This is a genomic window from Ditibartonella apihabitans, assembly GCF_002007485.1.
Lineage (GTDB): Bacteria > Pseudomonadota > Alphaproteobacteria > Rhizobiales > Rhizobiaceae > Bartonella > Bartonella apihabitans.
In genome coordinates, this window is record NZ_CP015820.1 from 476682 (window position 1) to 502923 (window position 26242).

The following is a 26242-nucleotide window of genomic DNA, read 5'->3' on the forward strand; positions in this document are numbered from 1 at the left end:
TATATTATGATTAAAGCGGCTCCATCCTTTAATGGTCTTAAAACGGCAGCAGTCAATGGACATCATTTTGCAAATATTGATGAAGGTCTGGAAATATTAAAAAGCGCCGAACAAGAAGCACGTGACAAAGGCTATGAAACACTTATCGGCCCTATGGACAATGGCTCTTGGGGACCATATCGCCTCGTTATGTATAGCGATGGTAGTCCGTCTTTTATTGGTGAACCACAATCGGGGGTTTATGATCTAGAAGCTTATATAAAAGCCGGATTTATTATTGGCGAAATGCATTCTTCGGCAAAAGCAAATATCTCCAATAGAACAGAGCCAACCAAACACATTAAAAACCTCAAGATGACTGCGTGGGATGGTAAAAATCCGGAAAAGTTATTGAAAGATGTTCATCGCATTACAATGACGGCTTTTGCTAAAACACCGCTTTTTTCTCCTATTCCTGCAAACGACTTTATTCAGGCTTATATTCCAATATTGAAGCGCGCAGATCCCCGTTTGCTGCTCAGTGCCATGAATGAAAATGGTGAAATGGTTGCCTATCTTCTATCTTACCCTGACCCCAATTGGCCTAAAACCTTGATTGTTAAAACTTATGCAGCTACCGAGCCGGGCGCGGGCCGTTATTTGATGGAACAAATTTTATGGCGTGGCAAAAACTATGGTTTTGAACAAGCTGTTTTCGGCTTGATGCGTGATGGCAACTATTCAACATCGGCTCTCAAACGTTTTGATGCAACGATTTTCCGTCGTTATGCGCTCATGGAAAAACGACTATGACCATTATATCGTTATTATTAACGCAGGCAAAACGCATCCCTGATCAAATTGCGATCGTTGATAAAAACAAAAAGACAATAACCTTTTCTGATCTCGCTAAACAATCTGCCTTAATGGCAAATGCTTTGCAGCAAAGAAATATTAATCGTGGTGATAAAGTTCTTGTGGCTGTTTGGCCGGGCATTGATCTTTATATAACACTTGCCGCCCTTTGGAGACTTGGCGTGACGGCAGTTTTTCCGGAAGCGGCGATGGGGTTAAAAGGGCTTTGTTATGCAGCAAAAACAATTGCGCCCAAAGCAATGATCGCTGCTACGTCTATCCGCGCCATACGACCATTTATGAAAGATCTACGACTTATTAAAGATACGTATTCACCTTCTTTAAGAGGAGATGAGGAGTTTCTAAACGATGATGCTTTGGAAACAGATGGTGCTTTGATTTCTTTTACCAGTGGTACAACAGGTGCACCGAAAGCAATGGAACGTAGCCACGCTTTATTGCTTGCCCAACATAATGCTTTGGCAGAGATTTTAGGTTCAAATAGGACCGAAACCGATCTTGTCGCTTTTCCAGCCGTTGCACTTAGCTGCCTTGGGCATGGACATACAATCGTCTTGCCCAATTGGAACTTAAGGCGTCACGACAAGGCAAACATAGAAACGCTCCTTGACTATGCAACGCAAAACAAAGTTACGCGTCTCATCGCTCCTCCAATTATAGTTGAAAATCTTGTAAAACAAAAAAATAGATTACCTTCATCATCTTCTCTTCGAACAATTATTACAGGTGGAGGGCCCCTTTACCCTGATATCATGCAAAAATTCGAGCGAGAATTTCCCAACATTCAACTTGTGGTTCTCTATGGTTCAACGGAAGCAGAACCCATCAGCCATCTTGATACGAATGATATAACAAAGGAAGATTGGGTGAGGGCCTTTCAAGGCGGCGGCTTGCCTGTCGGAAAACCAAGCCCATACGCAAATGTAAGACTAGGCGAAAACAATGAAATTATGGTCGCCGGCAAACATGTCAATGAAAGCTATCTGGATAAAAGCCGTAATGGCGAAACGAAGTGTCAGATTGATAGTAAAATCTATCATCGAACCGGTGATATTGGATACTTCGACGCTAACAACCAACTATGGCTTTTAGGGCGTCTTGGCACTCAATATAATAATCTTTCCCCTTTTGCCCTCGAAATAGAGGCACGATTGCAACCGGGCATTAAAGCCGCTGCTGCAATGATGATAGATGATAAAATGGTTTTGGCAATTAGCGGAAAAATGCCGTCGGCAATGAGTGACTTCTCGAAAAACATGATTAAAAGAGGAGTTCAATTACGATATGTAAAACATATCCCGAAAGATCGACGCCATCGTTCAAAAGTCGACTATAAGTCTTTAAGAAAAATATTAACAAAACAAAAATAAATGTAATAATTGCGTTTTTTAATAACGTTATTTATAAATTATGACGTCATATTTTTATGTCATGAGTAAAGACATACATTTCAAATAATTTAACAGCTCACCATAAAATATCTTCTTAGCGCTTATGTGTTACGTGCGATATCCACTCCGATTTCTTCAAGCTGAAGATATCCTGCGTGGTCCTTGTATTGATATTTATCACTAACCTTTTCGTTGTTTGAGTGCGCGTTTTGGTTAACCGATTGCTTAATCGATACGAGTAAAGTGAAGGCACAAATATTTGGACTGGCAATGGCATTTTGATGGAGCCTGCGTCAAAATCAAAAAGCCCGGATATGGGAACTGTTTCGATGCACCTAACGAAACAAGAACGGATGAATGTTCGAAAGCTCTGCTTAATGGTTATAAGCAGCGGAAAAATTGTTATAAACAACTCGATGCAGTCAAAACAAAAAATAGATGATAGAATGAGAAAGTCAAATTAAACGAAAGCAAAATAGTCTTCCGGTTGGTATAATATTCTTTGTTTCTTTTCCGGATGATGCCGATTTAGGAGCTTGTAAAGTACCGATCTTTCGAAAGACCTTCAAGCAGGTCATTTTACTGATCCTGAAACCGGTAAGCAGCGAGAGAAATGACTAAAATGAAACGGACTATATTATCATTTTTATGTGCAATCGTATTAATTTTCGCTCTATTTTGTTATTGTTTTAGCTTGATATTCTCTTTCTATGTACATCACAAAACAACGAAGGAGTATGGCAACGACGTTGTTTATTTTACAGATAAATCAGGTGCATTTTCGACGTCAGGTTACCCTGCTCCTCGGATATGGTGTACAAAAAACATAAAAGATATTCCATTTCTCTCAATTCTCATACGCGCAGCTCTAATTTATACAGATATGGATTGGAATCGAGCAAATAATACAACTAATCCGATCCATTTCGGTATTGTTGACAAAAATAATGAAGTATATTTCTGGAGCTTTAGAAAGATGGATTATGTTAATATAGTGAAATCGCATTTTTTGATGGAAATTTTACGTTCGTAGAGCTTAATTCTTACGCAGAAAAATGTGCAAAAGAGATAAGATAGTTATCCGGGAAGACGTTATCATGCCATTGCTATTTGTTAAATTTAACTCATTTTCTAGCGGTGGATGATATTACGGGTAAAAGTTATATCGATGAGGAATTTCTTAATTTAACTTATCAATTGTGGTGTTAAATATATATATTTGTAATAATTTAAAAATATTATTAATAATAACGTTATAAATTTAATTTCAATTAATAATATTTATAGAACAACAAATAATGATTATGAGATTTTTTATTAAAAATATAGAGAATGTTGATTATTTAAAAATCCTGTTATCAGGGAATACAAAAATATCATCATTGTTTGTCAAAGATGAAGGCGATATGCCTTATGATATAATGAATAGAATTTGTCTCGGAGATTGATATCAATGTCCTCCAGTATACCCAAAGGTGATAGCGGTTGAGGTCATATCTGCCATTATCCGCCAACGGCAGTAACAAATGGAGGTTCGGATGTGTTTGTGAATGATATTCCTGCGGTTCAGGTGGCGGATAGTTTTGCGGTGAATGGGTGTTCCACATGTCCGGTTCTTGACCATGGACGCAAGCAATCGGCGGGTTCGCCAACGATGTTTATCAATGGTCGTCCTGCTGCACATATTGATAAAGGCACAATTTTCAGATCGATTGATAGGTAGAGCAATACCAACAACGTAGCGCTTACAGGCCAGTCGATTAATAATATGGTTAAATCGCGCGTCAAAAAAGCCGGATTGGATCCTAACGATTTTTCAGCTCATGCTTTGCGAGCAGGTTATCTCACTGAGGCTGCGCGAAAAGGTATATCGCTTCCCGAAGCCATGCAGCAATCAGGCCATAAATCAATACAGCAGGCAGCACGTTATTATAATGACAGTGAGCGCAGATCAGGCTTAGCGGCGCGACTTATCGATTGACATAGACGGTCTTGCTTTTTTACGTAGTAAACGGCAACAATGTGAATGATATGGTTGTCGTCAATCAGCTAGCGTAATTCGTACCTTTTACTAACAAGCACACGTCTTACAGGTGTTTCAGCTTGAAGTCCTTTAACGACCGGATAGCTTTCAGGAAAATTTTTTAAGCCTTCAACCGCATTAACAAGCGCGTCAACCAGTTGCTCCGCCCTTTTCGGACCTGAACCAGACGCTGATTTATCAGTGTATTTTATAAAATTGGTAATCTCATAAAGTTGGTGAAGGGCATACCTTTCCCATTGAATCGCTTTGATAACATGCATATTAAGAAATGGGATCTGGCCAAGGAAGAGGTTTATCTGTGAATTTGCTCATGATGAAGCGCCGAACATCTTCATGCCTATACCTTTTGGCACCAGGTTTTTCCATTTCTTCCAGTGCCTTGAGCGTGTCAATGTCCATCTCAGCTTCGGTCCAACCTCGTTGAGTGACTTCTTTTAAGTCAAGTTCTAAGTCAGGTGTTTTAACGCTAGCGTGAGACATCAATTACCTCTCTAAGTGAATATATCTAAATATATATGAACACATCACAACGTGTCAAATGGTTGTCATCGGGTTATCATTTAGAGCTAAGACAAATCTCGCGAATATCCGGGGCGTCAATCATGTAACAGTTGCCTTCGCATATCGCGCGTTCTTCAGGGTCATCAACCATATAGCACGAGCCTTCACCGGTCTTACCAAGACACAATGCGCGTTCTTGCGGATCTTCAATATCATAACAAGAACCGACTTTTGTTTGACCGAGACATTGTTGTCGCATCTGCCGGTCATCGATTTGAAAACAAGAATCCTTGCCCGACAACCCAAGACACAACGCGCGTTCATCAGGGTCATCAATCAAATAACAGTTGCGGTCAGCTTGTGCCCTTATAGCAAAGGTGAAGCTAATGAGAACGATTGATATAATGATAGAGATATTTTTGATAAGCATTTTCATAATCATATTTGCAAAAAACAAAGGCATCAAATGATGCCTTTTTGTTGTTTGAGACCGAATTATTTTAGACTAACAAACGGCACAGAGTTGTTGGACATCATTGTGTTAGGCAAAGCACCATTCCAACGTTCAGCCTTTGTAAGGTCAATCAAGTCAGGATTGTTATGAAGAGCTTCACTCTTCCTTAATAGCCTCTGCAGAGGCTTGCCCCTCGATGCGAATTGAATCGGCTCTGCTTTTTGCTGCCGCTAATTGACTATCGGCTCTCGCTTGAGCGCGCGTTACTGTGATTTCGGCTTCAGCCTTTGTGCGTTCGAGTTCTTGTTTTTTCGTCTGAACGGCCATTTCTACCTGTGCACGTTGTTCGGCGGTCTCTTCTACAGCCTTCGAGAAAGTGATGTTTTCAATCTGAACAGCCTCGATCTTAATGAAACCATCACCAATGCTAGAGATGGCTTTTGTAAGTTCGGTGTTCAATCGAGTACGTTCACGTATGGCTGTGTCGGCCGTAAAAGTACCAAAACCGAAGCGATTTGCTCCTTAGCCGGTCGTAGAAGTGTTCTTGAAGCCAAGCTGTCAAGTGTCGAGAAGTTTCGATAGATATTTTCGACCTCACCGGGCAATGCAGAATAGTTTATCGAGAACGTAACAGTCGCGGTTTGTCGATCAGATGTATAAACAGGCGCATTCTTAATATCGACGCTCTGCAACGCTGGCGGGAGCATACCGTTCAATACGGCCGATAATCCTGGAAACTTAATTTCCGCCGAAGACCATATACAGTAATTCTGGCAATTAAATTCCTTATCGAACGGTGATCTCAATGAGAGGGAATAAGGCAGAGTCATGGTGCAGGAAATCGTCACATTCAAAACGGCATTGTTGCAAACAGGGAAAGATTTCCTGAAGGTCAACCACATTGATCCGGCGGATTGGCTGAATATGCGCTGGTCGATGGATTTTGCGGCTGGCGAACCGGTGCTTGATGACAATCCGGTACCAATGGCTTATGCCGCCGACATCAATAAGAAGACAGACCCTTTGGGCTACGCCATTGATCTTCTTGATCTCAATGCCGTTCATATCCTGGCGGGCCGCCTGTGCTTTTTTAATATATTGGCAGAGCGTATTCACAATATAGGTTAGACATTGCCAGTCAAGCCCTTGTCTTTCGACGAGATAAAAGCCATAGCGGAATCCATCGACCAGTCGTTTCGAGATGCCGGCTATGTTTTTTATCACGGCAACACCGGCATGACCGAGCAGAGCTTTGGCGAAAACCGGCTATACAAACTGGATACTTACGGCAAATGGCAATTGCCCGATAGAGGCAAATTGTTTAAATATTCATTACAGGTCGCGACATATGATTCCTATTCCAATGTCGGCTTGACCATACCGCTAAGCCCTGACGTCGGCAAGGATGCCCCCGAACCTATCTGATGGAGTTTCGTGCTTCACTTTCAGTCGATAGTGAAGTCTATAAGGAATTATCCGATCTCAGCGATGCGCGGCGCATTGCCGTGAACCACGATAACGATAAGCCGATACCGTTGCAGTTATGGCTTGATGACCCCGATTGGCGGCCGGAAGGATGGCAGGGCAAATGGATCAAATGAATATGACAAGACGCAGCACCATTTTGGGCGGTCTGGCGCTTGGACTGATGTCCTCGCCCCGCCTTGCCCATGCATCTAAGCCGCCTGTTGCGGCCATGAGCCAAGAACAATTGTTGTCTTCTTGGGTCTATTGGTTTTATCAGGGGGGCGATCTGGCGGCAGAGCAATCCGTATATTATCGTGACGCCTATGTTAGAAGCATGACCCGGTAAAGTTTTTAAAAAGAATGAAAAAGTTATATTTTGTTGTCAGACAGTTTGTCAGGCAACAAATTAATTTATTTTGTCTGTTTTTTTACCGTCCCTATCCACTCGTGTTCACCAATTTGTGCATATGTTTTTGAATCCTCCTGATATCCATTGGATAAAGTGTGCACTAGAACAGCAATAATCTTCAGGTTTTGTCTCGCCTAATCATTTTGCTCATGGATATTGAAAAGAACTGTTTCGGAAGAATGAGTACCACTTTTTTGATTTAATAATGCCAATCAAGGTCGCTGGTTTCTACTGCTATGCCGAAGAAACGTGGATAGGGTGCACTCCCATGCGTGGAGCTATTTACAGTTTGGTATGAGAAGGATTTTTTGAAATACGTCCCCGTTCTGGTGCTATGGTAACGGCGTTGGAACTTCAAGATTTTGCCCGCGTCATTTGGTGCACGAGACTGGCTTGAAGCTTTATTTGCATGTAATGCTGCCACGTTACGCTGGAGCGGCTGACTTTGAATGGATGAATTTAGCGACCATCCAATTAAAAGATTAGTTGATGATACTGGCCTTTTTTGTGATGCTGATAAAAGTTGCGATGAACATTACGGACGATCTGCGGGAAATATTTTGGCTGTAAGGGGTATAGCCCCTTACAGCCTTACTCAAAACGGTTTTGGTATCGCTAACATCGTGTAGAAGACGCAATACCCAGATCTGCAACAGCTCATATCGAGCTGATTGAAAGCATTATGTCTGGCGAGCCTGATAATGCAGGCAATAAAGCAATTGAGCAAATACAGCATTTACGAAGGATGATGGCATGATCATTGTCGCGATTTGTCACACCTCCGCTTTATTCGGCACGGTAAATAGTATTAACTTTTTACTGTGCGTTTTTTTCATGTTTATTTTTTGCAACGAGATCAGACCATTGTTTCAAGAAATCGGCGCGATTATTGGCAGCATCTTTTTCGTTTGTTGCAAAGACTTTAATGTCTTTCAATTCGGGCAAACCAACATATTTTGAAACTTCAATATCATTCCGGCTCGGACGGCGGAAAGAATTTTGCAAAAGCCCGATTTGTGATTGCTGCGATAAAAGTGCATCCATTGCACGTTTTGCGTTCTCCGCGCCCGGCGCTCCTTTTATCAAGCCTGCATATTCAGGTGTAATAAAAGTACCATCTTCAGGATAAATAAGTTTTATTTCTTTTTGACCGCCATCGACATAAGGATAAGCATTTGCTTCAAAAGCCAATCCGATAGCATATTCGCCCATGGCAACGCCATTTTGTACCGCAGAAGAAGAAGCACTAATAACAACATTATCGGCTAATTGCTTGAACTCATCCGGAGTTAGCATTTTCGATAATCCCCATAAAATCGTATAACCGGTGGAGCTATTTGCAGGGTCTGCAACGACGATTTTGCCTTTCCATGAAGGATCAAGTAAATCCTTCCAATTTTTAGGGGCAGGCATATTACCAAGTTGATCTTCATTTACCATTATTACAACAACATGTACATTCGCAGGAATAAAGACATCGCCGGGATAACGGATATTATCAGATATCACATCAAGGACTGGTGATTTATACGCTTGAAAAGAGTTTTCAAAAGCACCGACAGTATTATAACTGGCACTCCAAAAAATGTCTGCCTGAACATTTTTTTCTTCCGCTTGAATGCGGCGCATTAATACTCCACTACCACCTGTGATAGAATTAACTTTTATATTAGGTATTTCCTTTTCTATTGTCTTTGAAACAAATTCGATAGATTGCTCGGGATTAGAGCTATAGATTGTTACACGTTTTTCTTGGGCCATTGCCAATGAACTTACAAATAGACCGAAGAAAATTGCGGTTAAAACTATCTTTAATTTTTTCATTTTTCCCCTCCAGAGTTGTTTGTTAAATTTATATTATAGCTTTTATCGAAGCCCGTAGTTATTTCGCTGCAAAAATATTAACTTTGAAAATTTTTGTAGCGATAACAATGGGAATTAAAATAATAGCAATGAGAACAAGGCCATAGGCAGACGCATAAGCCATTAAATTACTACCAATAAGTCGAAATACCTGAATGGTAAGTGTCTCTTGCCCTGCCGAATAAACAAGGATAGAGGCACTTAATTCAGCAATGCTTGTTGTCCAGGTTAAAATGGCTGCGGATGCAATTGCCGGTGCCATCATTGGTAATACAACCTTATAAAACGTCTTAAAGGGCGGAGCACCTAGGCTAATGGATGCTTCCTCCATAGAATTCGAAATATTATGTAGGGTTGCTTGCGAGTTACGCATACCGAAAGGAAGACGGCGGATTAAAAGTGCCAGCACCATAATTGCCGCAGTTCCCGTGAGAGGTAACCATCCGCTATTAAATGAAACGACAAGTCCAATACCAAGCACTGTTCCGGATAAAGCCAAAGGGACAGAGGAAATATAATCAAGCCATGGTGTAATAAAATTTCTCTTCTTGACAATGAGGTAACTTACAATTGCACTGAACGAGATGCCGATAAGCGTAGCCATACCAGCATAACATATTGAATTTATGAGCGGTTGTGGCGCAGTTACGAAGACCCGCTCAATATTTGCGAATGTCCATTCTCCCCAGCGTAAAACCGGACCACGTGAAACAGTAAAGGCACCGCCGCAAACAACGATAAGCGGCAAGAGTGAAAGAATAACAATGAGACTGGCAACAAGTCCTATAATGATACCGGCTCGCCCTTTCATCCTTCTTGGGGTAGCGCCACGTCCCTGGGTAATTTGGTAACGTCCATGCGCTACAATCCAGCGGTTCGCAAAAAGTACGATCATAATCATAACAACCGAAACCGATGCAAAAGTACTTTGCATTACGGGATTGCTTCCGCCTTCGGAGACGGCCGCCTGATATGTCGCAACCGATAATAAAGGTAATTTATTGGATAAGATCGTTGAGACAGCAAAATTGCCGACAACCATAGTGAATACGAGTAAGGCACTAGCAAGAATTGCCGGCATAATCACCGGCAGCATCACTTTGAACCGTGATTTAACTGGCGAAGTTCCGAGACTTTGTGCAGCTTCTTCAAGTTGCACATCAAAGTGACTTATAGATGCAACCGTTCCGATATAGACATAAGTATAGTAAATAAATGTCAAAACGGTAATAAGTCCGAACCAGCCATAAAAACTGGGTAGTATAATACCGATATCTCTTAATAAACGGGTTATAATACCATTATTGCCGAGTATCATTAACCAGGTCTGTGCTGTTATTACCTCGGGAATGACTAATGTGATGAGCGGTAAAAGGGCTAAAATGGCCTTCCCACGAAAACTGTAACGGGCGGTTACATAAGCAAGCGGGACACCAATAAGACAACTTGTGAAAGTAACGATTGTTGCGAGAATTAATGTATTGCCAATAGCTGCGAGCCCTTTATCATTATGTAATAATTGGACCCAGCCATTTTGACCGCCACTGCCAAAGCTCGCGGTTAAAATATTAAGCAGCGGATAAAGTATAAAAGTTATTAAAACGACCAGTGCGGCTAGACTTAACCATGGCCAAGGACTACGAAAATCTATTTGTCTCATGATGCCACCAACACAGTTTTACGTGGATCAATAGCAAGCGCAATATCTTGGCCAATGGGGAAACGATCATGGTTATCGCCAGAGGATTCAACATTGACAATGAAATTGTCGGATAGAGCAACACGATAATGCGTTTTTGCACCCAGATATTGCTTTTTTACAATTTTTACAGGAAAGCATTGGTTATTATCGTCTTTATTGGTTACCAGCTTCAAATCTTCCGGCCGCATGATAAGAATGCCCTTTTGCTGGTTAGCTTCAAGGGTGCTACGAGCACGGATTGTTAAATTATGCACGTTTATTTGGGCAAATCCGTCCTCATATATATTTTGGATCGTTGCATCCACCCTGTTGGCAGCACCAATAAAGTCTGCAACATAGGAGGTACGTGGTTTGCTATAAATATCTTGCGGTGTGCCAAGTTGCTCTACTGCACCATGATTGATAACGCCGATCTGATCGGACATGGACAAAGCTTCTTCCTGGTCATGTGTCACAAATACAGTCGTAATGTTGGCTTCTCTCTGGAGATCTGAAATTGTTTCACGAATTTGTATACGCAATTTTGCGTCAAGATTTGATAAAGGCTCATCCATGAGCAATACTTGTGGCTTGATAACCATCGCACGCGCCAAGGCAACGCGCTGTCTTTGCCCCCCTGAAAGGGCAGCAGGATATCGATCCATAAATTGATCAAGCCCCATATGCTCGAGCTCGCGCTTTACCCGCTTGGTAACTTCCTCACCACGTATGCCTCGTGCAAGAAGCCCATAGGCGACATTTTGTGCTACTGTCTTGTCCGGAAAGAGCGCATAATCCTGGAAGACCATGCCTATATTACGTTTATGGGGAGGAAGCTTGGTTACGTCTTTCGATTGGAAATATATGTTGCCTTTCGAGGCATGTACAAAGCCGGCGATCGTTCTTAAAAGTGTAGTTTTTCCGCAGCCGGATGGCCCTAACAATGTAAAAAAGCACCCTTCAGGGATTTTCAGGTCAAGATCGCTAATAACATTCACGTCGCCATAACGAACACTTAAATTTTTAATATCAATTCCCATAATTTTTTCTCCTCATTGATATTTTAATTGTTTTATTTGGGAATATTGAGCTCTTTAATAAGCTGAAGGATTTCTCTGTGTTGATCGACATTGCCCGCCGCTAAAATACGTTTACCGGTTTTTAAGGTGATAGCCTGTCCGTCCCAGTCGCTAATAACCCCATCAGCTCCTTCGATAATGGGGCGAAATGGAGCGAAATCATAGATTTTTAAACCGGTATCAAGGGCGATATCCGTGCCGCCTTGAGCCAACAAACCATAAGCAAGAGAGGCGCCGCCGTAAATCCGCCAACTCGTTCGTGACCTTAAACAATCAAGAGCTGGCAATTCGGCTGGCTCATAAAAATCGGGATTACTGGTTGACATTATCGCGCTGGCAAGACTGTCGCATTTGCCTACGGAACAAGCCACGCCATTTTTGGTCGTTTGTCGACCGCTTACCCCGATCCAACGCGCATCAACAGGTGGAATATCAATAATTCCTAAAACTGGCACCCCTTTAAAAGCCAAAGCAATTAACGTCCCATATACGGGCATGCCTGCGATATAGGACGCCGTCCCGTCAATCGGATCAAGAACCCAAACATAATCTGCGTCCGGCTCCACCCAGTCCAGCTCCTCGCCGATAATGCCATGTTCCGGGTATTTAGTTCGAATCATTGATCGCAATAGCTTTTCAATCGAGACATCCATCTCGGTAACATATGAGCGATCCGGCTTCAGACTGATTGCAATATCGTTACGATTTCTATCAGTAATATGCTTCCGCGCGACATCTGCCATCTCGACGGCAAAATTTATAAGGTCATCACCAACAGTCATTATTCCCCCCATTTTTCACCTCATTTTTGAAATTTTTGGCTTATCGTTTTTTATGCATAAAGTAGTTTTTTGTTCTTACGAGAATAACAAAATATGGCATTATATGTTTTTTATGTCAATTTGTGGAATTGCCATTTTTATAAATTTTTAAAATAAGCCGGTTGCATATGATTTTAATTCACGTATTTTGGGGAAAAAAGCGAGAGACATTCATAAAAAAATTCTTAGAAGCCATATTGGGGAAAGCGTGCCTCGCAATTTGTTGAAGGACAAAAACATATAAAATTCAAGGAGTAATCGTTAATGTGGCAGGAAGAACGGCAACAAAAAATTCGGCATTACTTATCTGCCTTTGGACAAGTGTCTATTGATAAAATCGCCGAAGATTTTGATGTATCCCGTGAAACCATCCGGCGTGATTTGCTGGAAATGGAAAAGTCAGGTGAATTACGCAGGGTTCGCGGTGGTGCTATTGCTGTTGAAGTAAAAAATTCAAGTTTTCGCATACGCCATACACAACGCTTACAGGAAAAACGCGCTATAGCTGCAACAGCACTTAAACTTATAAAAAGTGGACAAACGATATTTATTGACGCGGGTTCGACATGCGTCGTTATGGCAGAAGCAATTGCAGGTGCCAATGGTCTGAGGGATTTAACTATTATAACAAATGCTTTAGACGTTGCCCGCAAATTGAGTGATCCAACAGGAAAACCATCACCACGCTTCAAGGTTATTTTATTAACCGGTGAATTCAAACAGGACCCGATGGAAACCTTTGGCTCGTCTACAATTATTGAAATCTATCGCTATATGGCTGATTTAGCTATTTTGACACCATGGAGTATTGATGTAGTTCGTGGAGCAAGCGATTATTATTCCGATGCTGCTGATATCGCCAGAGCAATGTCGCAGAATGCCAAGCAAACCATCATCATTGCCGATTACACAAAAATAGGTGCAAACCCACAAACGAAGTTTTGTGGAATCGAGAAAATCGATCATCTTGTTACAGATTCAAAAGCTCTTTCGAAACCCGCATTCAGAGCATTACAAAAGGCTATAAAATCGACTATTATTGCTTAGTAAGAATTTTTTTATAAAAACAGGATAACTATGTTCTAATTGGCAATATAAATAGAAATTAACCCTATTAATATTTGACTTAAATAATAAAAATATTTTAAAATTAAATAAAACATAATTTTGCTTTATAAAAATAAAAATAAATTAAGACAATATCAAGGCATTTTAATAATATCCATTATTAGAAATAAGACTGTGCTTGGGGGTGGGCAAGAAAGAGGTTGAAGAAAAGGATAAATTCAATTCTTCAACCATTATGGACAAGAGAAGTACCTCTGCAAGTTTCAATTAGAATAGAAAAAACACGCCGATACAGACTAGTGTCATAGCCCCCCAAACACCTGTCCAGGATGTTGCGTGGAGTATCCACGGTATAATTGTCGGGGTTGCGAACAATATAAAGAAGGTTGCGGTATTTGCCATTGCCATAGCGGTTGCAACGCTTTTCGGGCCTGCCATTGTAGCCAATTCGGTCATGCCGACACCTTGCCATGATAATATAAAGACGCCGGCAACGAGAACAGCGGTGATGAGTGCCCACGTGAGATGTGTCGATGGAATTTCGCCATAGAAAAAGGTAAGAAGCGTAAGGATAAAAAACGCGATAGCGCTTAATATTGTTACCGTTTTTAGAAAGCCTACGCGATTGTTTTTCTTATCGGTATAATAGCCGCCGGAAATACGTGTGAAACCGGCACTTATTTGGATAAAGAACAGTATCGCGCTGATATATTCGATATTGATATGGGCAAAGTCATGTAAGAAAAGCATTGTAAAAGTCATCAAAGCAAATTGCGGTGCGCACAAAAGGCCGATTGCCACGACAATACGCCATATGGCCAACTGTTTGAAAACATGGGTAGCTGTTTCTTTCTCGGCTGGTTTTGTTGTCTCGGTACCCTTTTTCTGGTCAATATCAACAACCCAAAGATAAGTTAAAAATGCAAAGAGAATGCAGAACAAAGCCGAGATATAAAGTGACCAGACAAAACTCGATTTATAGGAAATCAATGGGAAAAACACCGCTCCCAAGGCATAGCCGAGTGGAACAGCCGTCTGTCTGACACCCATGGCAAACCCACGTTCCTCTTTCTCGAACCATTGCATGATCGCGCGTCCACTCGAGCCATTCAGACTGCCTCCTGAAAGACCGATAATGAGTAGCCCGATGAATAATGTTACCGGTGCATAAACAATCGGAACAGCATTTATTAAAATAGCCGTTACGGCGAGAACAAATGCGGTTGTCGTCAAACCGGTTATAAGAATAGGGCGGTCGCCAAGCCGGTCGGTCAGCATTCCCCAGGGAACTTCACCCAAAGCTATGCCTATTCCGACAATTCCCATAAGCATGCCCAATACTGGTGTCGAGATCTGATAATCATCCCGTAAAAGGAGCGCTGTGGCCGGAACACCACCAATTACAAATGTAAAACAGGTATTCGCCAAAGCACATGTAAACAGCACTTTCCATTTGTGACCATTTGAATGGACCCCGTCGTTTATGAAAGCTTTTTCACTCATTATTCAGCTCCGCTTTTTTCAGTTGTGAAATGCGTAGCATTGAATTATCTATAAATATAACAGGATTTTTTTATAAAATGATTCGGTTTTTCCGAATTATGGAAAGACAAGCCGATGCAAAATCTGGATCCCGATCTGCTAACGACTTTTATAACGATTTTGGAAACCGGAAGCTTTCTAAAAGCATCCGAACGTCTTTACCGTTCCCAGTCGGCCTTGACAGAACAAATGCAAAAACTTGAACTTGTTTGTGGCTGTCAACTGCTGGAAAGAGGGAAAAAAGGAACACGTCCGACAATTGATGGCGAGAAGTTGCAAAAACATGCTCTCGCCATTTTGAAACTTAACCGTTTGGCGCTTGCCGATATGCATAATGTCGCCGGAAACGAAAATATCTCGATTTCGATTACAGATTACCTCACGCCTGAAAAAGTTGCACAGGCTTTGGAAATGTTGACAGCAGATCGTCCGAACATCGAATTGAGCCTTACATTTAAAAGCGGGTCAAATACGCTTGTGCACGACAACGAACTAGGTGGTTTCGATATAATAATCCTCACGCATCTTATCGGAACACCCTTACCTGCCTATCCGGATAGAGTCGTTATAAAACGGGATCCGTTATATTGGGCAGGTGCTGCAAAGAAGAGGTTTTTAACCGATGGAGTATTGCCGCTGATCGGTATGAAAAGAGGCTGTATGATACAAAAGGCAGCCCTTCAACTTCTCTCCGATAGTTCGGTTTCTTATGGATTAACACATACGGCCTCGAATGTTGCCAGTTTACAATTGGCTGTCAAAGCAGGCTTGGGCATCGGCTGTCTCAACAAAAATTCGATGGATGACAGCCTTAAAGATTATACACATTTATATAATCTCCCAAGTCTGCCGGATATTGAATATCTGCTTTTATATAAGCCGGAAAAATCCGATATTGCCGACGTTTTACGGCAATCGCTTGATGCAGCTTTAATTTAGAAAATAGAAGGGGTCATCAAAGCTGTTCAATAGGACTTCTGCTATTCTTCGGGAAACCATATGCCGTTCCAATTAGATGGTAATGATGCAAAATTGTGTAATGAAGTGCCAGATGCGCAACATATGTTTTTTATCTTGAATTGCCAATTTTCAGAGCGTTTGCCTAAGGCAAAATCGGATTGTTGTTTTTGAAAAAAATAGTGGTTCAGGACTTTTTAAAAAGGAAAGTATGTTCTATTTATCAACATACTTTCCTTTAATGTAATTAGTGAACTCAATCAAGGACGCCGGCTTCGTTCAAATTGAGGTGCTTTGTTTCTGTTGCCAAGAAATACGAGACGATCAGGCCAAAAAAGTAACAGCCGCAGCAGCATACATCGTGTCTGAAATTCCGAATTTATCAAGCGATAATGGGACAAGATATGTGCCGATTGCTGCACCTATGCGTGACAACGAGGTGCCGATACCCACGGCAGTCGCGCGAATTTCTGTCGGGAAAATCTCGTTCGGGTAAACCAGTTGAAGAACCTGTGCGCCTCCGATGAACACTGCATAGGCACCGAAAAGAATGAGGATAACGATTTCCGAACTGTTATAGAACATACCCAATAAAAACAGTGCAATGCCTGATAACAGAAAGCTATATATCAACATCGGGCGGCGCCCCATGACATTGATGAGCTGGGTTGCAATAATACATCCCACCACAAATAAAAATGTAATTGCGATAGATCCGAAGGACGCCCATTCCCCCCGTAAATTCAAAGCAAGCAAAACTTTGGGAGCAAAGGCATAAACGGCAAAAACGGGGATGACAGAACATGTCCAGAATGTGGAAACAAAAAACATTCGTTTTCCGTAGCCTGAATGAAGCAAATCAAGGAACGAGACTTTTTGCTCGGCCGGTTGTTCAGGCAAATGATCGAGTGAATATTCTTCGCCATAGACTTTTTTGATGACTTTTTCAGCTTCGTCAATTTTACCCTGAGCAATCAGCCAACGGGGAGATTCAGGGGTGCCGAGGCGAACCAGAAATAATAACAGTCCGATAATTGCGGTACTTGCCAGAATATAATGCCAAGCGTCTTCTCCTCCCGCGCGCAAGATCATATCACCGACGAGATAGGCAACCGCAGCACCGGCAAACCACATGATCGTGAGCATCGCGAGTAACGGACCGCGTGATTTTTTGGGTAAAAATTCAACGAGCAAAGCTGTCGCGACAGGATATTCAATGCCGACAGCTACTCCGATAAAAAACCGGTAAATGAATAATGCATAACCTGATTGAACCCAGAATTGTCCGATCGAACAAATGATGAATAAAGTCGGCCCGATGAAATAAGGTTTTTGCCGACCGAATTTTCCGGTTATCCACCCACCGACAAAACCTCCAAAAAAATGCCGATTAACGCTGAAGCAGCAATCATGCCTTGCCAGAAATTTGTCAGGTGTAAAGCCGCAGTTATCTGTAGCATTCCAACCCCGATGATGGACAGGACATAACCGTCGACGAATGAGCCACCACCGGAGCGAACACTTAAAAGACGATGAAAATTATTCAGTTTTATATCTTCGACAGATTGCACTATAGTGCTCATAAAATACCTCCCACTTTATAATCCCATTCTATGAAAGTCATCCGACCGGCATCATCTCCTGTGATGCTGCCGAAGGATTATCCCGATCGCTTCTTGCTTGAATGTCGGACGCAAAATAAAATTTTCGCGGTCATTAATGCGCCAATAATAGTCATAACCAACGTCACAACCCGTCGCTGGACCTGATATTCAATGGCAGAACGGTTAGCTCCAAACGTTGAAACGGATTGTTTTGAATGACGGGCTGAACCGGAAACACTGATACTGTTGTGCTTTCCATTTCTCGCCGATCCGAAATATCGAAAAGCAATAACAAACCGGTGTAATGGCTGAACCGCTGCCGAATAGAGATGCGATAAGCCTTCAATGTTCTATGAACACCAGGAACTGATCGCTCTGTGAAACGAATAAAAACACTGGCCGATAAAAACGCTGCAAACTTGCGGCTTATTGCTTTGACAGATGCTTTAACCGGTTTTGTCAAAAAAACGGAATGATTGTGAAGAACGAACGGAAACACTTCAAAACATCGCTAGCTGCTGTTTTTAAAACATATGAAACAGGCGAAACCATTGCGCACCTTTCACAAAACATAAGTAAAACTTGCAAAGAGCGCGCTTTTATCCTTTACGCTTCAAGCATAGCTATAAAGCGCCTCCTCCTTCCTTATTTTTTTATAATACATAATAAATAATAAAAATATACAATTATTATTGACCTTGTAAAAAAATGTCGTAAATTGAAACGGTATTTGGTATCGCTTCTCTTATTGTTATTTCAGGAGAGGCAATATGAGGAACGGAAAAAGCGTTCTCTACGAAGACCTTAAGCGTCAAATACTGAGTATGGAACTTGATCCGGATGAGTATTTGGATGAATTGCGATTGAGCAAGTCTTACAGTCTTTCGAGAACGCCCGTAAGGGAGGTGTTGCAACGTTTGGCTGGCGAAGGCTATGTTGTTTTGCAAGAAAATAAAGGCGCACGTGTTGCTTCAATGAATCATTCGACAATGAGAAATTTTTTTCTCGTCGCCCCTATGATTTATGCGGCAATCGGCCGTCTGGCGGTCAATAATTATAAACAGAAACAACTTGTCGAGCTTGAAAGTGTGCAGGAGGATTTCCGAAAAGCGAATGAAGAAGGTAATGCTGTTGCCATGACAGTCAGCAATAACCGGTTTCATGAAATTATCGGAGAAATGTCGGGAAATGTTTATTTGCAGGCAAGTCTGAGACGACTTCTTATAGATCATAGTCGTATTGGCAGTATTTTCTATAACCAGAATAGTGGTGATATGAAAGCCAGAATGGATAAAGCGGTCGCCCACCATGACGGATTTATTGCTGCAATAAAAGAAAGAGATCAGGAAGCGTTTGTAGATCTTGTGTCACAACATTGGGTTTTATCCCGGGAGAGGATGGAAATGTTTGTGATCCCCCAGCCACTCACGCCTGATAACTTCAATATTTAGAACAGAAACTCAAGTCTGCTCGTCAATTAAAATACAATTTCTATTGTTTGATGTTTTTGGCACATGCCAAAAGCAGCGCTCTACTATTACGTAAAATTTCGGAGGAAAATATGCAATTCAAGGGGATTTATACACCTGTTGTTACGCCTTATAAGCAAGATTATACCATTGACAAAAAAGCTTATGCAGAGGTGTTGGAGTCATTGATTGATGCCAAAGTTCACGGCATCATTGTTGCCGGTTCTACCGGTGAATATTACGCACAAACCCAACAGGAACGGCTCGACCTTGCCGAATATGCCAAAAAGGTCATCGCTGGCAGATTACCTCTCATTATCGGTACAGGTGCAATTCGCACAGAAGAGTCTGTGATTTATGCAAAACATGCGAGAGAAATCGGTGCTGACGCAATTTTAGTGACCACGCCCCCTTATGCTGTCCCCACAGAAGAAGAAAATGCCCGCCACGCGCTCGCCATTGATAAAGCGGCCAATTTACCGATCATGCTTTATAATTATCCGGGTCGTATGTCTATGTCGATGGGGGAAACCTATCTCGATATTGTCAGTCAGTCGAAGAACGTCGTGGCAATAAAGGAAAGCTCCGGTGACATTAATCGCATCCATTTATTTGTATCGAAATATCCGAATATAAAGCTTGCATGCGGTTGGGATGACCAGGCGCTCGAATTCTTTGCATGGGGTGCACCGGCCTGGGTTTGTGCTGGATCTAACTTTATTCCTGCCGAACATATTGCGCTTTATGAAAGCTGTATTCTTGAGAATGATTTCGTCAAAGGGCGTAAAATCATGCGGGAAATGCTGCCTTTGATGAATTTCCTTGATGAAGGAAAGTTTGTGCAATCAATCAAATATGGTTGTGAGTTGCAAGGGCTGAATGTTGGCCCCGTTCGCGCGCCTTTGCAAGAGCTTAGTGAAAAGGAAAAAGAACGCCTCTCGCAGATTATTGAAACTCTTAAAACAAATATAGCAGCAATACAAAAAGGTGTTAAATGACCGAGCTTAAAACCAGCCAATATTATCACGAGCTTGCCGACAAATTAAAATTTCCGACCAATGCTTTTATTGACGGTGCTTTTGTAAACTCTGTTGCAGGTGATAGATTTGTGACCCGTAATCCGGCAACAGGCAAAGAACTGGCAACGATTGCCAATTGTCATAGCGAGGATGTCGATATAGCAGTCAAAGCGGCACGAAGATCCTTTGACGAAGGTGTGTGGAGGAAACGCACGCCATTGGAACGCAAGCTGGTCCTTCTAAAATTTGCCGATCTACTCGAAAAGCACAGCGAAGAATTGGCGGTGCTGGAAAGCCTTGATAGCGGCAAGCCGGTTGGCGAATGTATGAATGGCGATGTTCCCGATACGATCTATACAATTCGTTGGCACGCCGAACTGATCGACAAAATTTACGATAATACTGCCCCCACAGGGGCGGAACGCATAGCCATGGTGGTTCGCCAGCCAATCGGTGTTGTGGGGCTGGTCTTGCCGTGGAATTTCCCGCTTTTGATGGCAGCGTGGAAAATAGGTCCGGCTTTGGCTGCGGGCTGTTCAATCGTCTTGAAGCCCGCACAGGAAACAACCCTCTCGACGTTAAGACTTGCCGAAATTGCCCATGAAGCGGGCATTCCTGCCGGTGTTCTCAATATTGTGCCGGGATCGGGACGCGACGCCGGTGAACCGATAGGGCGGCATATGGATGTCGATATGGTCAGTTTTACCGGTTCAACCGCAACAGGAAGGCGCTTTTTGCATTATTCGGCAGAATCCAATCTCAAACGGATCGTGCTTGAATGTGGTGGCAAAAATCCCGCAATTGTTCTTGATGATGTCGACGATATCGACAAGGTTGCCGAACAAGTGGTGAATGGTGCTTTCTGGAATATGGGGGAAAACTGCTCGGCCACGTCACGTTTGATTGTTCATCGCGATATTAAAGAACGGCTGCTCGAAAAAATTCTGGTCCATATGAAAAACTGGAAAATGGGCGATCCGCTTGATCCGAAAAACCGCGTAGGGACATTGGTAAGCCCCGCGCATTTTAAAAAAGTATCGGATTTTCTTTCTGAAATCGACAAAGAAGGATTGCATCTTGTCGCCGGTGGCAAAACCGATCAGGAAATTTATGTCGAACCGACAGTTGTCGATCATGTGACAGATAAGAGCCGGTTTTTTCAGGAAGAAATTTTTGGCCCCGTTTTGAGCGTGACGACTTTTACGACAATCAACGAAGCGATCAAGCTTGCCAATAATACCCGCTATGGATTGGCGGCCTCGGTTTATACAAGCAATTTGCGCAATGCTTTGTCTTTATCCCAAGCGATTTTAGCCGGAATTGTTACCGTCAACTGTTTCGGGGAAGGGGATGCAACGACACCCTTCGGAGGCTTCAAGGAGTCCGGTTTTGGAGGTCGTGACAAATCCATTTGGGCACATGACCAATATACCGAATTAAAAACCATCTGGATTGATATTTCTTAATATTTCGTGGAGGAGATAGAGGCATGGAAGAAATACAAAGATTTCCGGCCAAGGCGGGCGATCTCGGTTGGTTCGAACTTTCACGTTTCAAAGATCATAAATTTACCGACATATCAAAGCTTAAAAAAGACTATGATTATGTCATTATCGGTGGCGGATTTGCCGGTGTGAATGCCGCACATAAATTGGCAGAAAACCGGCCGAATGCAAAAATAGCGTTATTTGAAGCACTCAAAATCGGCATGGGTGACAGCGGGCGAAATGCCGGCTTTTTGATGGATATTCCCCATTCATTTGGTGAACCGGGAGTAACGATGGATGACCACAAATACCGGCTTCACCTGAACAAGCTTATTATTGAACGCATGCGTAATCTGAAAAATAAATATAAGCTTCAAGTGGATTGGGTGGAATCCGGAAAATATCTCGCGGGGCATGAAACAAAATATTTGAAAAATCTTGATGCTTTGGCAAATATCGTAGCGGGTGTAGGGGGAAAAAGCCAATTTATTGACGGAGAAGAATTGGCAGCAAGGCTTGGCACACGCTATTATCAAAAAGCGGTTTATACAGCAGGAACAGTGCTGATAAATCCTTCCGAAACGGTGCGCGGTTTTGCATCTGTTTTGCCGGAAAATGTCGATATATTCGAAGAAACCCCTGTCTTGAAGATTGATGAGGGCAAGACAATCAACATTCAACTGGTGAACGGGAAAAATGTGAAGGCAGGTGATCTTCTCCTTTTATCCGGTGTTTTTATCGACTCTTTCGGGATCGAGCAAAAAGGAAGAATGACTCCGGCAGGCAGTTTCGGTGCATTCACGCGTGAATTGACAGAAGATGAACTTACGGAATTTAAAAATGTGAAACCATGGGGATGCACGTCGGCACATGCGGCCGGTACGACCGTTCGGTTCACCCCGACAAAACGTATTTATGTGCGCAATGGTCTGACATTTCCGACCCATTTGACCCTTTCTCCGGAACGTGTTTTCCGGGCACGGAAAATGTTACGCAGAGCATTTGAAAACCGTTTTCCAAAGTTGAAACATGTCAATTTTGAATTTGTTTATGGGGGTATGATACCCTTAACACTGAATGGAGCATCATTTTTCTTTCAAAAAAGCCCCCATGTTTACGCTGCTGCAGTTGGCGATGGTTCGGGGCTCACACGGAGTTCTATGCTGGGCTATTACCTTGCCGATCTTGCATGTGGAATAGATAGCGAGGAATTGCGTTATCTATTGAAGACGAGCCATCCAAAATGGTGCCCGCCCGAGCCAATTAAAACAATTGCCGCAAATATCCGTATGTCGTTGGAAGAGTTTAACGCAAAAGGCGAAATATGACTTAATCTTTATCACGCGATAAAAAAGTTAAAAATATTCATCAGCAGGAGATATAATTTTTCCGGTTGATGAATGTTTGGAATGTCCAAAAATATATTTTATAATAATGTTACATTTATATCGTTATGTTAGAGAGATTAGAGCGTTTGGATAAAATACGTGGCAGTGCTTACTGTTCCGGAAAAACCTGTAACTTCTACCCGCGGAAACACTATTCATTTTGCCGAGATAGTTCGAGATGCGTCCAAAATATTAATCAGGAAAAGATCGGTAGTTTGTGAGGAAACCTTAATTATCCCCATTGATATCATTCGAAACGTCGTTCTTCTATCAATCGATTTGGCTGGAAAATCCTGCTCTTCGTGTCTTTTTTGCTTTTACAAGCACTATTCACAAGCATCAAATAGCCGTGCGATATGATAAGAACCATGGCTGATATTGCCTTTTTGATCGCCAAATTCGACATGTAAATGTTCGGCAAACCGGTTGAATAGCTATTCACCCGCTCAGTAGTAATGTTCGGGGAGGCGAGTAAAGCGTGCGTCATCAAGCTTTTTTCACCCCCTCGGAGGGAGCAATAAGAAGACCGGCTTTCCTGTTCTGACAAGTTTTTGTCATTCTTATCCTTACTTCATGCTTTCGAGCTAGAGACGGCAAACAGGTCTTTTACAGCATTATAACGAAAGGCAAGATCGCCAATAAAAGCGGGCGCAGATTGTTTTGACCAGTCGATGCCAAAGGCTTCCAATGTTCGGTCAGTCTGATCGCGAGCAGCCATCGATAAATGTTCGTTTTCATTTTTACCAATTGAGAAAAGCTTTTCAGCTTCATCCGAAGTTTTATCATGTGGGGCCGGATAAAGATGGTCTTGCGAGATAACATGAGAGCCTGAAGGATAAAATGTCGGAAAAGTTTGCGGGGCAGGGACATCCAGTATCGCAAGTTCTTCTATAGGATGAAGGACTTCCTCTCTATCATATCCGGCCTATCTTGCGTTGAACACCCAATTGACATTGACAGTCTTCAAGCCACTGCCAACGCCATATATAACCAGACTTCTACAACCGGACTTTCCATCCCGTTCTGCCGCAAAAAAATAGTAGACTAACCAACTATAGGGAGATATTGCATACAAATCGTATACCAAAAACATACAATAATAAAGGGGTCGCTGAATGGAAAGCAGTATAGAAGAGACTGAACCACCTATAGAACGGAAGAGCCTTATCAAGGCTTTTGCGGCTAGTTTAAGTGGAACGTCTCTTGAATGGTATGACTTTGCTGTTTACGGTGCCTGCGCGGCTTTGGTCTTTGGCCACTTGTTTTTCCCCGATGGCGATTCGCTGGCAGGTACTTTGAAAGCGTTTGGCACTTATGCCGTGGGGTATATTTCCCGTCCTTTAGGCGGCATATTTTTCGGTCGTCTTGGAGATATTGTCGGGCGCAAAAAAGTTCTGGTTTGGACGCTGTTGCTGATTGGTATAGCAACTTTTATCATTGGCCTTTTGCCGACATTCTCGTCAGTGGGTTACCTCGCTCCGGTTCTTCTTGTTTTATTGCGTTTTGCGCAAGGCGTCGGCGTTGGTGGCGAATGGGGAGGGGCGGTTCTTCTTTCCAGCGAATTCAGCAAGCCGGAACAAAGGGGATTTTGGGCATCTGCTGCGCAAGTCGGGCCCCCATTGGGAAATTTGCTTGCAAATGGTGTTCTGGCAATCTTTTCGCAAGTCTTGACCACGGAACAGTTTATTGATTGGGGGTGGAGAGCAGCATTCCTGCTTTCGGCTCTATTGGTGATATTCGGTCTATGGGTCCGTTTTTCACTTGAAGAAACCCCTGTTTTCAAAAAACTTGAACAACATGATGAACGCTCTAACGCGCCGGTTTCGGAAATATTCAAACATGAAAGCAGAGCCCTTTTTGCTGGTCTATTTGCGCGTATCGGGCCGGATGTTCTCTATTCATGCTTTACGGTTTTTGTACTCGCTTATGCTACTCAATATTTGGGAATGCCACGCTCCGATGCAATCGAATCCGTAACAATTGCTTCCGGCATTCAGGTGTTTTTTATTCCATTTAGCGGTTGGTTGTCGGATAGAGTAGAACGGCGTCTTATCTATGCTGTCGGCACAATAGGTGCGGCAATATGGACATTTGTTTTTTTCTATATGATGCAGGAGCCGACATTTGCCCGCCTTCTGATCGGCGTTACCGGCGCCCTTATTTGCCACTCATTGATGTATGGCCCTCAGGCATCTTTGATAGCAGAACAATTCTCGGCGCGTCTGCGTTATACAGGAAGCTCGCTTGCCTATACTTTTGCCGGTATTGTTGGTGGCGCAATTGCTCCGATCCTGCTCACCTGGTTCATCTCGTTCGACCCAAGCGGTTTTTTCATTTGTCTTTATATCGGGCTATCATGTATCCTGACATTGATCGGCCTTGCAATGACGAGACACCCGCATCAATTATGAAAACACAAAACGGACTGGAGCAGCTTATTTCTGTTGCAGTCCGAATATAGTCTGGAGGAATAAAATTTCTTTTGATCAATCAAGATGCCGGCGTGTCATATCAAGATGATCAAGTATAGCTTTTTTTGCCTTTTTGATATCTTTGGTTAAAAGTGCATCCAGAATAAATTGGTGTTCTTTTAATGCCTCTATCCGCCTTATTGCATTATTATGCATTACGCGTAGACCAAAAGTAATAAAACGGGCACGAAGCAACTCATACATCTGATTTAAAAATTCATTGCCGGTGGCCCGAACCAAAGCACAATGGAAAGCGTGGTCATGTTCAATGAAGTCAGGATAGGGATCATCAAGCGCCATCGTCTTCTGGAGGTTGAGTTCCTTGATCATGTCCGGTGTCGGGTCGATATTGTGGGAGATACAATATTGTGCACTCCAGCTCTCGACAACACCACGCGCCTGAAACAAATCATTGACTTGTTTTCCGTTCAAAGGCGAAACAAATGCTCCCCGATTGGGCTTCAGGTCAATCAGCTCTTCACTGGCAAGCATCATGAAAGCTTCTCTGACCGGCGTGCGCGAAATGCCCAAACTATCAGCAATTTCCCGCTCGTTCAGAAATGTTCCGACAGATGATGGATTTGTCAGAATTGTGTTACGGATATGAGAATAGGCCCGTTCGCGACCAGAAGATTTCTTTTCCATAATCCTACATTACTTGAATTTGATTTC

Annotated in this window: 25 protein-coding genes and 2 pseudogenes; 15 read left to right on the forward strand and 12 right to left on the reverse strand. The window is 42.6% G+C overall.

Translation table 11 applies throughout. From position 1 onward, the window contains the following. Window positions 1-6: 6 nt before the first annotated feature. From BBC0178_RS02070 to BBC0178_RS12295, 3 genes and pseudogenes are all read left to right on the forward strand, one after another. On the forward strand, window positions 7-792 hold the full coding sequence (locus BBC0178_RS02070; protein WP_078039035.1) for a hypothetical protein: 786 nt from the start codon (window positions 7-9) through the stop codon (window positions 790-792). After that, the gene (locus tag BBC0178_RS02075; RefSeq protein ID WP_078039036.1) at window positions 789-2225 is read left to right on the forward strand and encodes an AMP-binding protein; all 1437 of its coding nucleotides are present in this window, start codon (window positions 789-791) and stop codon (window positions 2223-2225) included. Before BBC0178_RS02070 ends, BBC0178_RS02075 begins: the two co-directional genes overlap by 4 nt. Before the next feature lie 1516 nt (window positions 2226-3741). Continuing rightward, window positions 3742-4227: pseudogene (locus BBC0178_RS12295) on the forward strand (tyrosine-type recombinase/integrase). 324 nt (window positions 4228-4551) lie between these two features. Here BBC0178_RS12295 and BBC0178_RS02100 read toward each other — a convergent pair. From BBC0178_RS02100 to BBC0178_RS02110, 3 genes are all read right to left on the reverse strand, one after another. Then, window positions 4552-4770 (reverse strand): hypothetical protein, encoded by a 219-nt coding sequence (locus tag BBC0178_RS02100; RefSeq protein WP_078039040.1) that lies wholly within the window; start codon window positions 4768-4770, stop codon window positions 4552-4554. A 76-nt stretch (window positions 4771-4846) separates the two neighbouring features. Beyond that, on the reverse strand, window positions 4847-5254 hold the full coding sequence (locus tag BBC0178_RS02105) for a hypothetical protein (protein WP_078039041.1): 408 nt from the start codon (window positions 5252-5254) through the stop codon (window positions 4847-4849). Between the two features lie 147 nt (window positions 5255-5401). Further along, window positions 5402-5704 (reverse strand): SPFH domain-containing protein, encoded by a 303-nt coding sequence (locus tag BBC0178_RS02110; RefSeq protein ID WP_078039042.1) that lies wholly within the window; start codon window positions 5702-5704, stop codon window positions 5402-5404. Window positions 5705-6073: 369 nt separating this feature from the next. Here BBC0178_RS02110 and BBC0178_RS02120 point away from each other — a divergent pair, with 369 nt between their 5' ends. The 5 genes from BBC0178_RS02120 to BBC0178_RS11675 all read left to right on the forward strand — a co-directional run bounded on the left by BBC0178_RS02120 (window position 6074) and on the right by BBC0178_RS11675 (window position 7750). Continuing rightward, window positions 6074-6373, forward strand: a complete 300-nt coding sequence (locus BBC0178_RS02120; RefSeq protein WP_078039044.1) for a hypothetical protein — start codon at window positions 6074-6076, stop codon at window positions 6371-6373. Window positions 6374-6376: 3 nt separating this feature from the next. After that, window positions 6377-6670, forward strand: coding sequence for a hypothetical protein (locus BBC0178_RS02125; RefSeq protein WP_149867399.1), 294 nt, complete (start codon window positions 6377-6379; stop codon window positions 6668-6670). Further along, window positions 6670-6846: a hypothetical protein gene (locus BBC0178_RS11800; RefSeq protein WP_188317756.1), complete on the forward strand. Its 177-nt coding sequence runs from the start codon at window positions 6670-6672 to the stop codon at window positions 6844-6846. The genes BBC0178_RS02125 and BBC0178_RS11800 overlap by 1 nt, the downstream gene beginning before the upstream one ends. Beyond that, window positions 6834-7058: a hypothetical protein gene (locus tag BBC0178_RS02130; protein WP_149867400.1), complete on the forward strand. Its 225-nt coding sequence runs from the start codon at window positions 6834-6836 to the stop codon at window positions 7056-7058. The genes BBC0178_RS11800 and BBC0178_RS02130 overlap by 13 nt, the downstream gene beginning before the upstream one ends. A 512-nt stretch (window positions 7059-7570) precedes the next feature. After that, on the forward strand, window positions 7571-7750 hold the full coding sequence (locus BBC0178_RS11675) for a hypothetical protein (RefSeq protein WP_149867401.1): 180 nt from the start codon (window positions 7571-7573) through the stop codon (window positions 7748-7750). A gap of 187 nt (window positions 7751-7937) precedes the next feature. Here BBC0178_RS11675 and BBC0178_RS02135 read toward each other — a convergent pair whose 3' ends face one another. The 4 genes from BBC0178_RS02135 to BBC0178_RS02150 are packed head-to-tail and all read right to left on the reverse strand — an operon-like array spanning window position 7938 to window position 12526. Beyond that, complete coding sequence (locus BBC0178_RS02135) at window positions 7938-8945, reverse strand: extracellular solute-binding protein (RefSeq protein ID WP_078039047.1); 1008 nt, start codon at window positions 8943-8945, stop codon at window positions 7938-7940. Between the two features lie 58 nt (window positions 8946-9003). Beyond that, window positions 9004-10644, reverse strand: a complete 1641-nt coding sequence (locus BBC0178_RS02140; protein WP_078039048.1) for an ABC transporter permease — start codon at window positions 10642-10644, stop codon at window positions 9004-9006. Further along, complete coding sequence (locus BBC0178_RS02145; protein WP_078039049.1) at window positions 10641-11705, reverse strand: ABC transporter ATP-binding protein; 1065 nt, start codon at window positions 11703-11705, stop codon at window positions 10641-10643. The genes BBC0178_RS02140 and BBC0178_RS02145 overlap by 4 nt, the downstream gene beginning before the upstream one ends. Before the next feature lie 32 nt (window positions 11706-11737). After that, window positions 11738-12526: an inositol monophosphatase family protein gene (locus BBC0178_RS02150; protein WP_210187167.1), complete on the reverse strand. Its 789-nt coding sequence runs from the start codon at window positions 12524-12526 to the stop codon at window positions 11738-11740. Between the two features lie 303 nt (window positions 12527-12829). Between BBC0178_RS02150 and BBC0178_RS02155 the strand changes: the two genes are divergently transcribed. Further along, window positions 12830-13612 (forward strand): DeoR/GlpR family DNA-binding transcription regulator, encoded by a 783-nt coding sequence (locus tag BBC0178_RS02155; RefSeq protein ID WP_078039051.1) that lies wholly within the window; start codon window positions 12830-12832, stop codon window positions 13610-13612. 288 nt (window positions 13613-13900) lie between these two features. On the opposite strand, the gene BBC0178_RS02160 is transcribed toward BBC0178_RS02155, so the two are convergent. Next, window positions 13901-15136, reverse strand: coding sequence for an MFS transporter (locus BBC0178_RS02160; protein WP_078039052.1), 1236 nt, complete (start codon window positions 15134-15136; stop codon window positions 13901-13903). Between the two features lie 114 nt (window positions 15137-15250). Between BBC0178_RS02160 and BBC0178_RS02165 the strand changes: the two genes are divergently transcribed. Further along, entirely contained in the window at window positions 15251-16114 is an 864-nt protein-coding gene (locus BBC0178_RS02165) for a LysR family transcriptional regulator (protein ID WP_078039053.1), read from the forward strand. 342 nt (window positions 16115-16456) lie between these two features. On the opposite strand, the gene BBC0178_RS02170 is transcribed toward BBC0178_RS02165, so the two are convergent. Further along, the gene (locus BBC0178_RS02170; protein WP_225868352.1) at window positions 16457-17554 is read right to left on the reverse strand and encodes an MFS transporter; all 1098 of its coding nucleotides are present in this window, start codon (window positions 17552-17554) and stop codon (window positions 16457-16459) included. Further along, window positions 17485-17715 carry a hypothetical protein gene (locus tag BBC0178_RS11940; protein WP_225868332.1) on the reverse strand — a complete coding sequence of 77 codons (231 nt, stop codon included), beginning with the start codon at window positions 17713-17715 and terminating at the stop codon, window positions 17485-17487. Before BBC0178_RS11940 ends, BBC0178_RS02170 begins: the two co-directional genes overlap by 70 nt. Window positions 17716-18506: 791 nt before the next feature. On the opposite strand from BBC0178_RS11940, the gene BBC0178_RS02180 reads away from it, so the two are divergent. The 4 genes from BBC0178_RS02180 (at window position 18507) to BBC0178_RS02195 (ending at window position 23039) form a co-directional block, all read left to right on the forward strand. Further along, window positions 18507-19187 (forward strand): GntR family transcriptional regulator, encoded by a 681-nt coding sequence (locus BBC0178_RS02180; protein ID WP_078039055.1) that lies wholly within the window; start codon window positions 18507-18509, stop codon window positions 19185-19187. 110 nt (window positions 19188-19297) lie between these two features. After that, window positions 19298-20203: a dihydrodipicolinate synthase family protein gene (locus tag BBC0178_RS02185; RefSeq protein WP_078040309.1), complete on the forward strand. Its 906-nt coding sequence runs from the start codon at window positions 19298-19300 to the stop codon at window positions 20201-20203. Continuing rightward, window positions 20200-21690, forward strand: coding sequence for an aldehyde dehydrogenase (locus BBC0178_RS02190; RefSeq protein ID WP_078039056.1), 1491 nt, complete (start codon window positions 20200-20202; stop codon window positions 21688-21690). The genes BBC0178_RS02185 and BBC0178_RS02190 overlap by 4 nt, the downstream gene beginning before the upstream one ends. 23 nt (window positions 21691-21713) lie before the next feature. Beyond that, window positions 21714-23039, forward strand: coding sequence for an NAD(P)/FAD-dependent oxidoreductase (locus BBC0178_RS02195; RefSeq protein WP_078039057.1), 1326 nt, complete (start codon window positions 21714-21716; stop codon window positions 23037-23039). 631 nt (window positions 23040-23670) lie between these two features. Here the strand turns inward: BBC0178_RS02195 and BBC0178_RS02205 are convergent. Continuing rightward, window positions 23671-24012 (reverse strand): annotated as a pseudogene (locus BBC0178_RS02205) (DUF2848 family protein); the annotation flags it as partial. Window positions 24013-24214: 202 nt separating this feature from the next. Here BBC0178_RS02205 and BBC0178_RS02210 point away from each other — a divergent pair. Continuing rightward, on the forward strand, window positions 24215-25510 hold the full coding sequence (locus BBC0178_RS02210; protein WP_077970365.1) for an MFS transporter: 1296 nt from the start codon (window positions 24215-24217) through the stop codon (window positions 25508-25510). A 75-nt stretch (window positions 25511-25585) separates the two neighbouring features. Here BBC0178_RS02210 and BBC0178_RS02215 read toward each other — a convergent pair whose 3' ends face one another. Then, window positions 25586-26215, reverse strand: coding sequence for a GntR family transcriptional regulator (locus BBC0178_RS02215; RefSeq protein ID WP_078039060.1), 630 nt, complete (start codon window positions 26213-26215; stop codon window positions 25586-25588). Between the last annotated feature and the right edge of the window lie 27 nt (window positions 26216-26242).

What these genes read in the sequence shown, in the direction of transcription:
- BBC0178_RS02215 (WP_078039060.1), bottom strand. Translation starts at nt 26,215, where the DNA reads ATGGAAAAGAAATCTTCTGGTCGCGAACGGGCCTATTCTCATATCCGT.
- BBC0178_RS02130 (WP_149867400.1), top strand. Translation starts at nt 6,834, where the DNA reads ATGGATCAAATGAATATGACAAGACGCAGCACCATTTTGGGCGGTCTG.
- BBC0178_RS11940 (WP_225868332.1), bottom strand. Translation starts at nt 17,715, where the DNA reads ATGAGCACTATAGTGCAATCTGTCGAAGATATAAAACTGAATAATTTT.
- BBC0178_RS02135 (WP_078039047.1), bottom strand. Translation starts at nt 8,945, where the DNA reads ATGAAAAAATTAAAGATAGTTTTAACCGCAATTTTCTTCGGTCTATTT.
- BBC0178_RS02105 (WP_078039041.1), bottom strand. Translation starts at nt 5,254, where the DNA reads ATGCCTTTGTTTTTTGCAAATATGATTATGAAAATGCTTATCAAAAAT.
- BBC0178_RS02140 (WP_078039048.1), bottom strand. Translation starts at nt 10,644, where the DNA reads ATGAGACAAATAGATTTTCGTAGTCCTTGGCCATGGTTAAGTCTAGCC.
- BBC0178_RS02075 (WP_078039036.1), top strand. Translation starts at nt 789, where the DNA reads ATGACCATTATATCGTTATTATTAACGCAGGCAAAACGCATCCCTGAT.
- BBC0178_RS02145 (WP_078039049.1), bottom strand. Translation starts at nt 11,705, where the DNA reads ATGGGAATTGATATTAAAAATTTAAGTGTTCGTTATGGCGACGTGAAT.
- BBC0178_RS02150 (WP_210187167.1), bottom strand. Translation starts at nt 12,526, where the DNA reads ATGACTGTTGGTGATGACCTTATAAATTTTGCCGTCGAGATGGCAGAT.
- BBC0178_RS02190 (WP_078039056.1), top strand. Translation starts at nt 20,200, where the DNA reads ATGACCGAGCTTAAAACCAGCCAATATTATCACGAGCTTGCCGACAAA.
- BBC0178_RS02100 (WP_078039040.1), bottom strand. Translation starts at nt 4,770, where the DNA reads ATGTCTCACGCTAGCGTTAAAACACCTGACTTAGAACTTGACTTAAAA.
- BBC0178_RS02120 (WP_078039044.1), top strand. Translation starts at nt 6,074, where the DNA reads ATGGTGCAGGAAATCGTCACATTCAAAACGGCATTGTTGCAAACAGGG.
- BBC0178_RS02160 (WP_078039052.1), bottom strand. Translation starts at nt 15,136, where the DNA reads ATGAGTGAAAAAGCTTTCATAAACGACGGGGTCCATTCAAATGGTCAC.
- BBC0178_RS02210 (WP_077970365.1), top strand. Translation starts at nt 24,215, where the DNA reads ATGGAAAGCAGTATAGAAGAGACTGAACCACCTATAGAACGGAAGAGC.
- BBC0178_RS02180 (WP_078039055.1), top strand. Translation starts at nt 18,507, where the DNA reads ATGAGGAACGGAAAAAGCGTTCTCTACGAAGACCTTAAGCGTCAAATA.
- BBC0178_RS11800 (WP_188317756.1), top strand. Translation starts at nt 6,670, where the DNA reads ATGGAGTTTCGTGCTTCACTTTCAGTCGATAGTGAAGTCTATAAGGAA.
- BBC0178_RS02195 (WP_078039057.1), top strand. Translation starts at nt 21,714, where the DNA reads ATGGAAGAAATACAAAGATTTCCGGCCAAGGCGGGCGATCTCGGTTGG.
- BBC0178_RS02185 (WP_078040309.1), top strand. Translation starts at nt 19,298, where the DNA reads ATGCAATTCAAGGGGATTTATACACCTGTTGTTACGCCTTATAAGCAA.
- BBC0178_RS02070 (WP_078039035.1), top strand. Translation starts at nt 7, where the DNA reads ATGATTAAAGCGGCTCCATCCTTTAATGGTCTTAAAACGGCAGCAGTC.
- BBC0178_RS11675 (WP_149867401.1), top strand. Translation starts at nt 7,571, where the DNA reads ATGGATGAATTTAGCGACCATCCAATTAAAAGATTAGTTGATGATACT.
- BBC0178_RS02155 (WP_078039051.1), top strand. Translation starts at nt 12,830, where the DNA reads ATGTGGCAGGAAGAACGGCAACAAAAAATTCGGCATTACTTATCTGCC.
- BBC0178_RS02165 (WP_078039053.1), top strand. Translation starts at nt 15,251, where the DNA reads ATGCAAAATCTGGATCCCGATCTGCTAACGACTTTTATAACGATTTTG.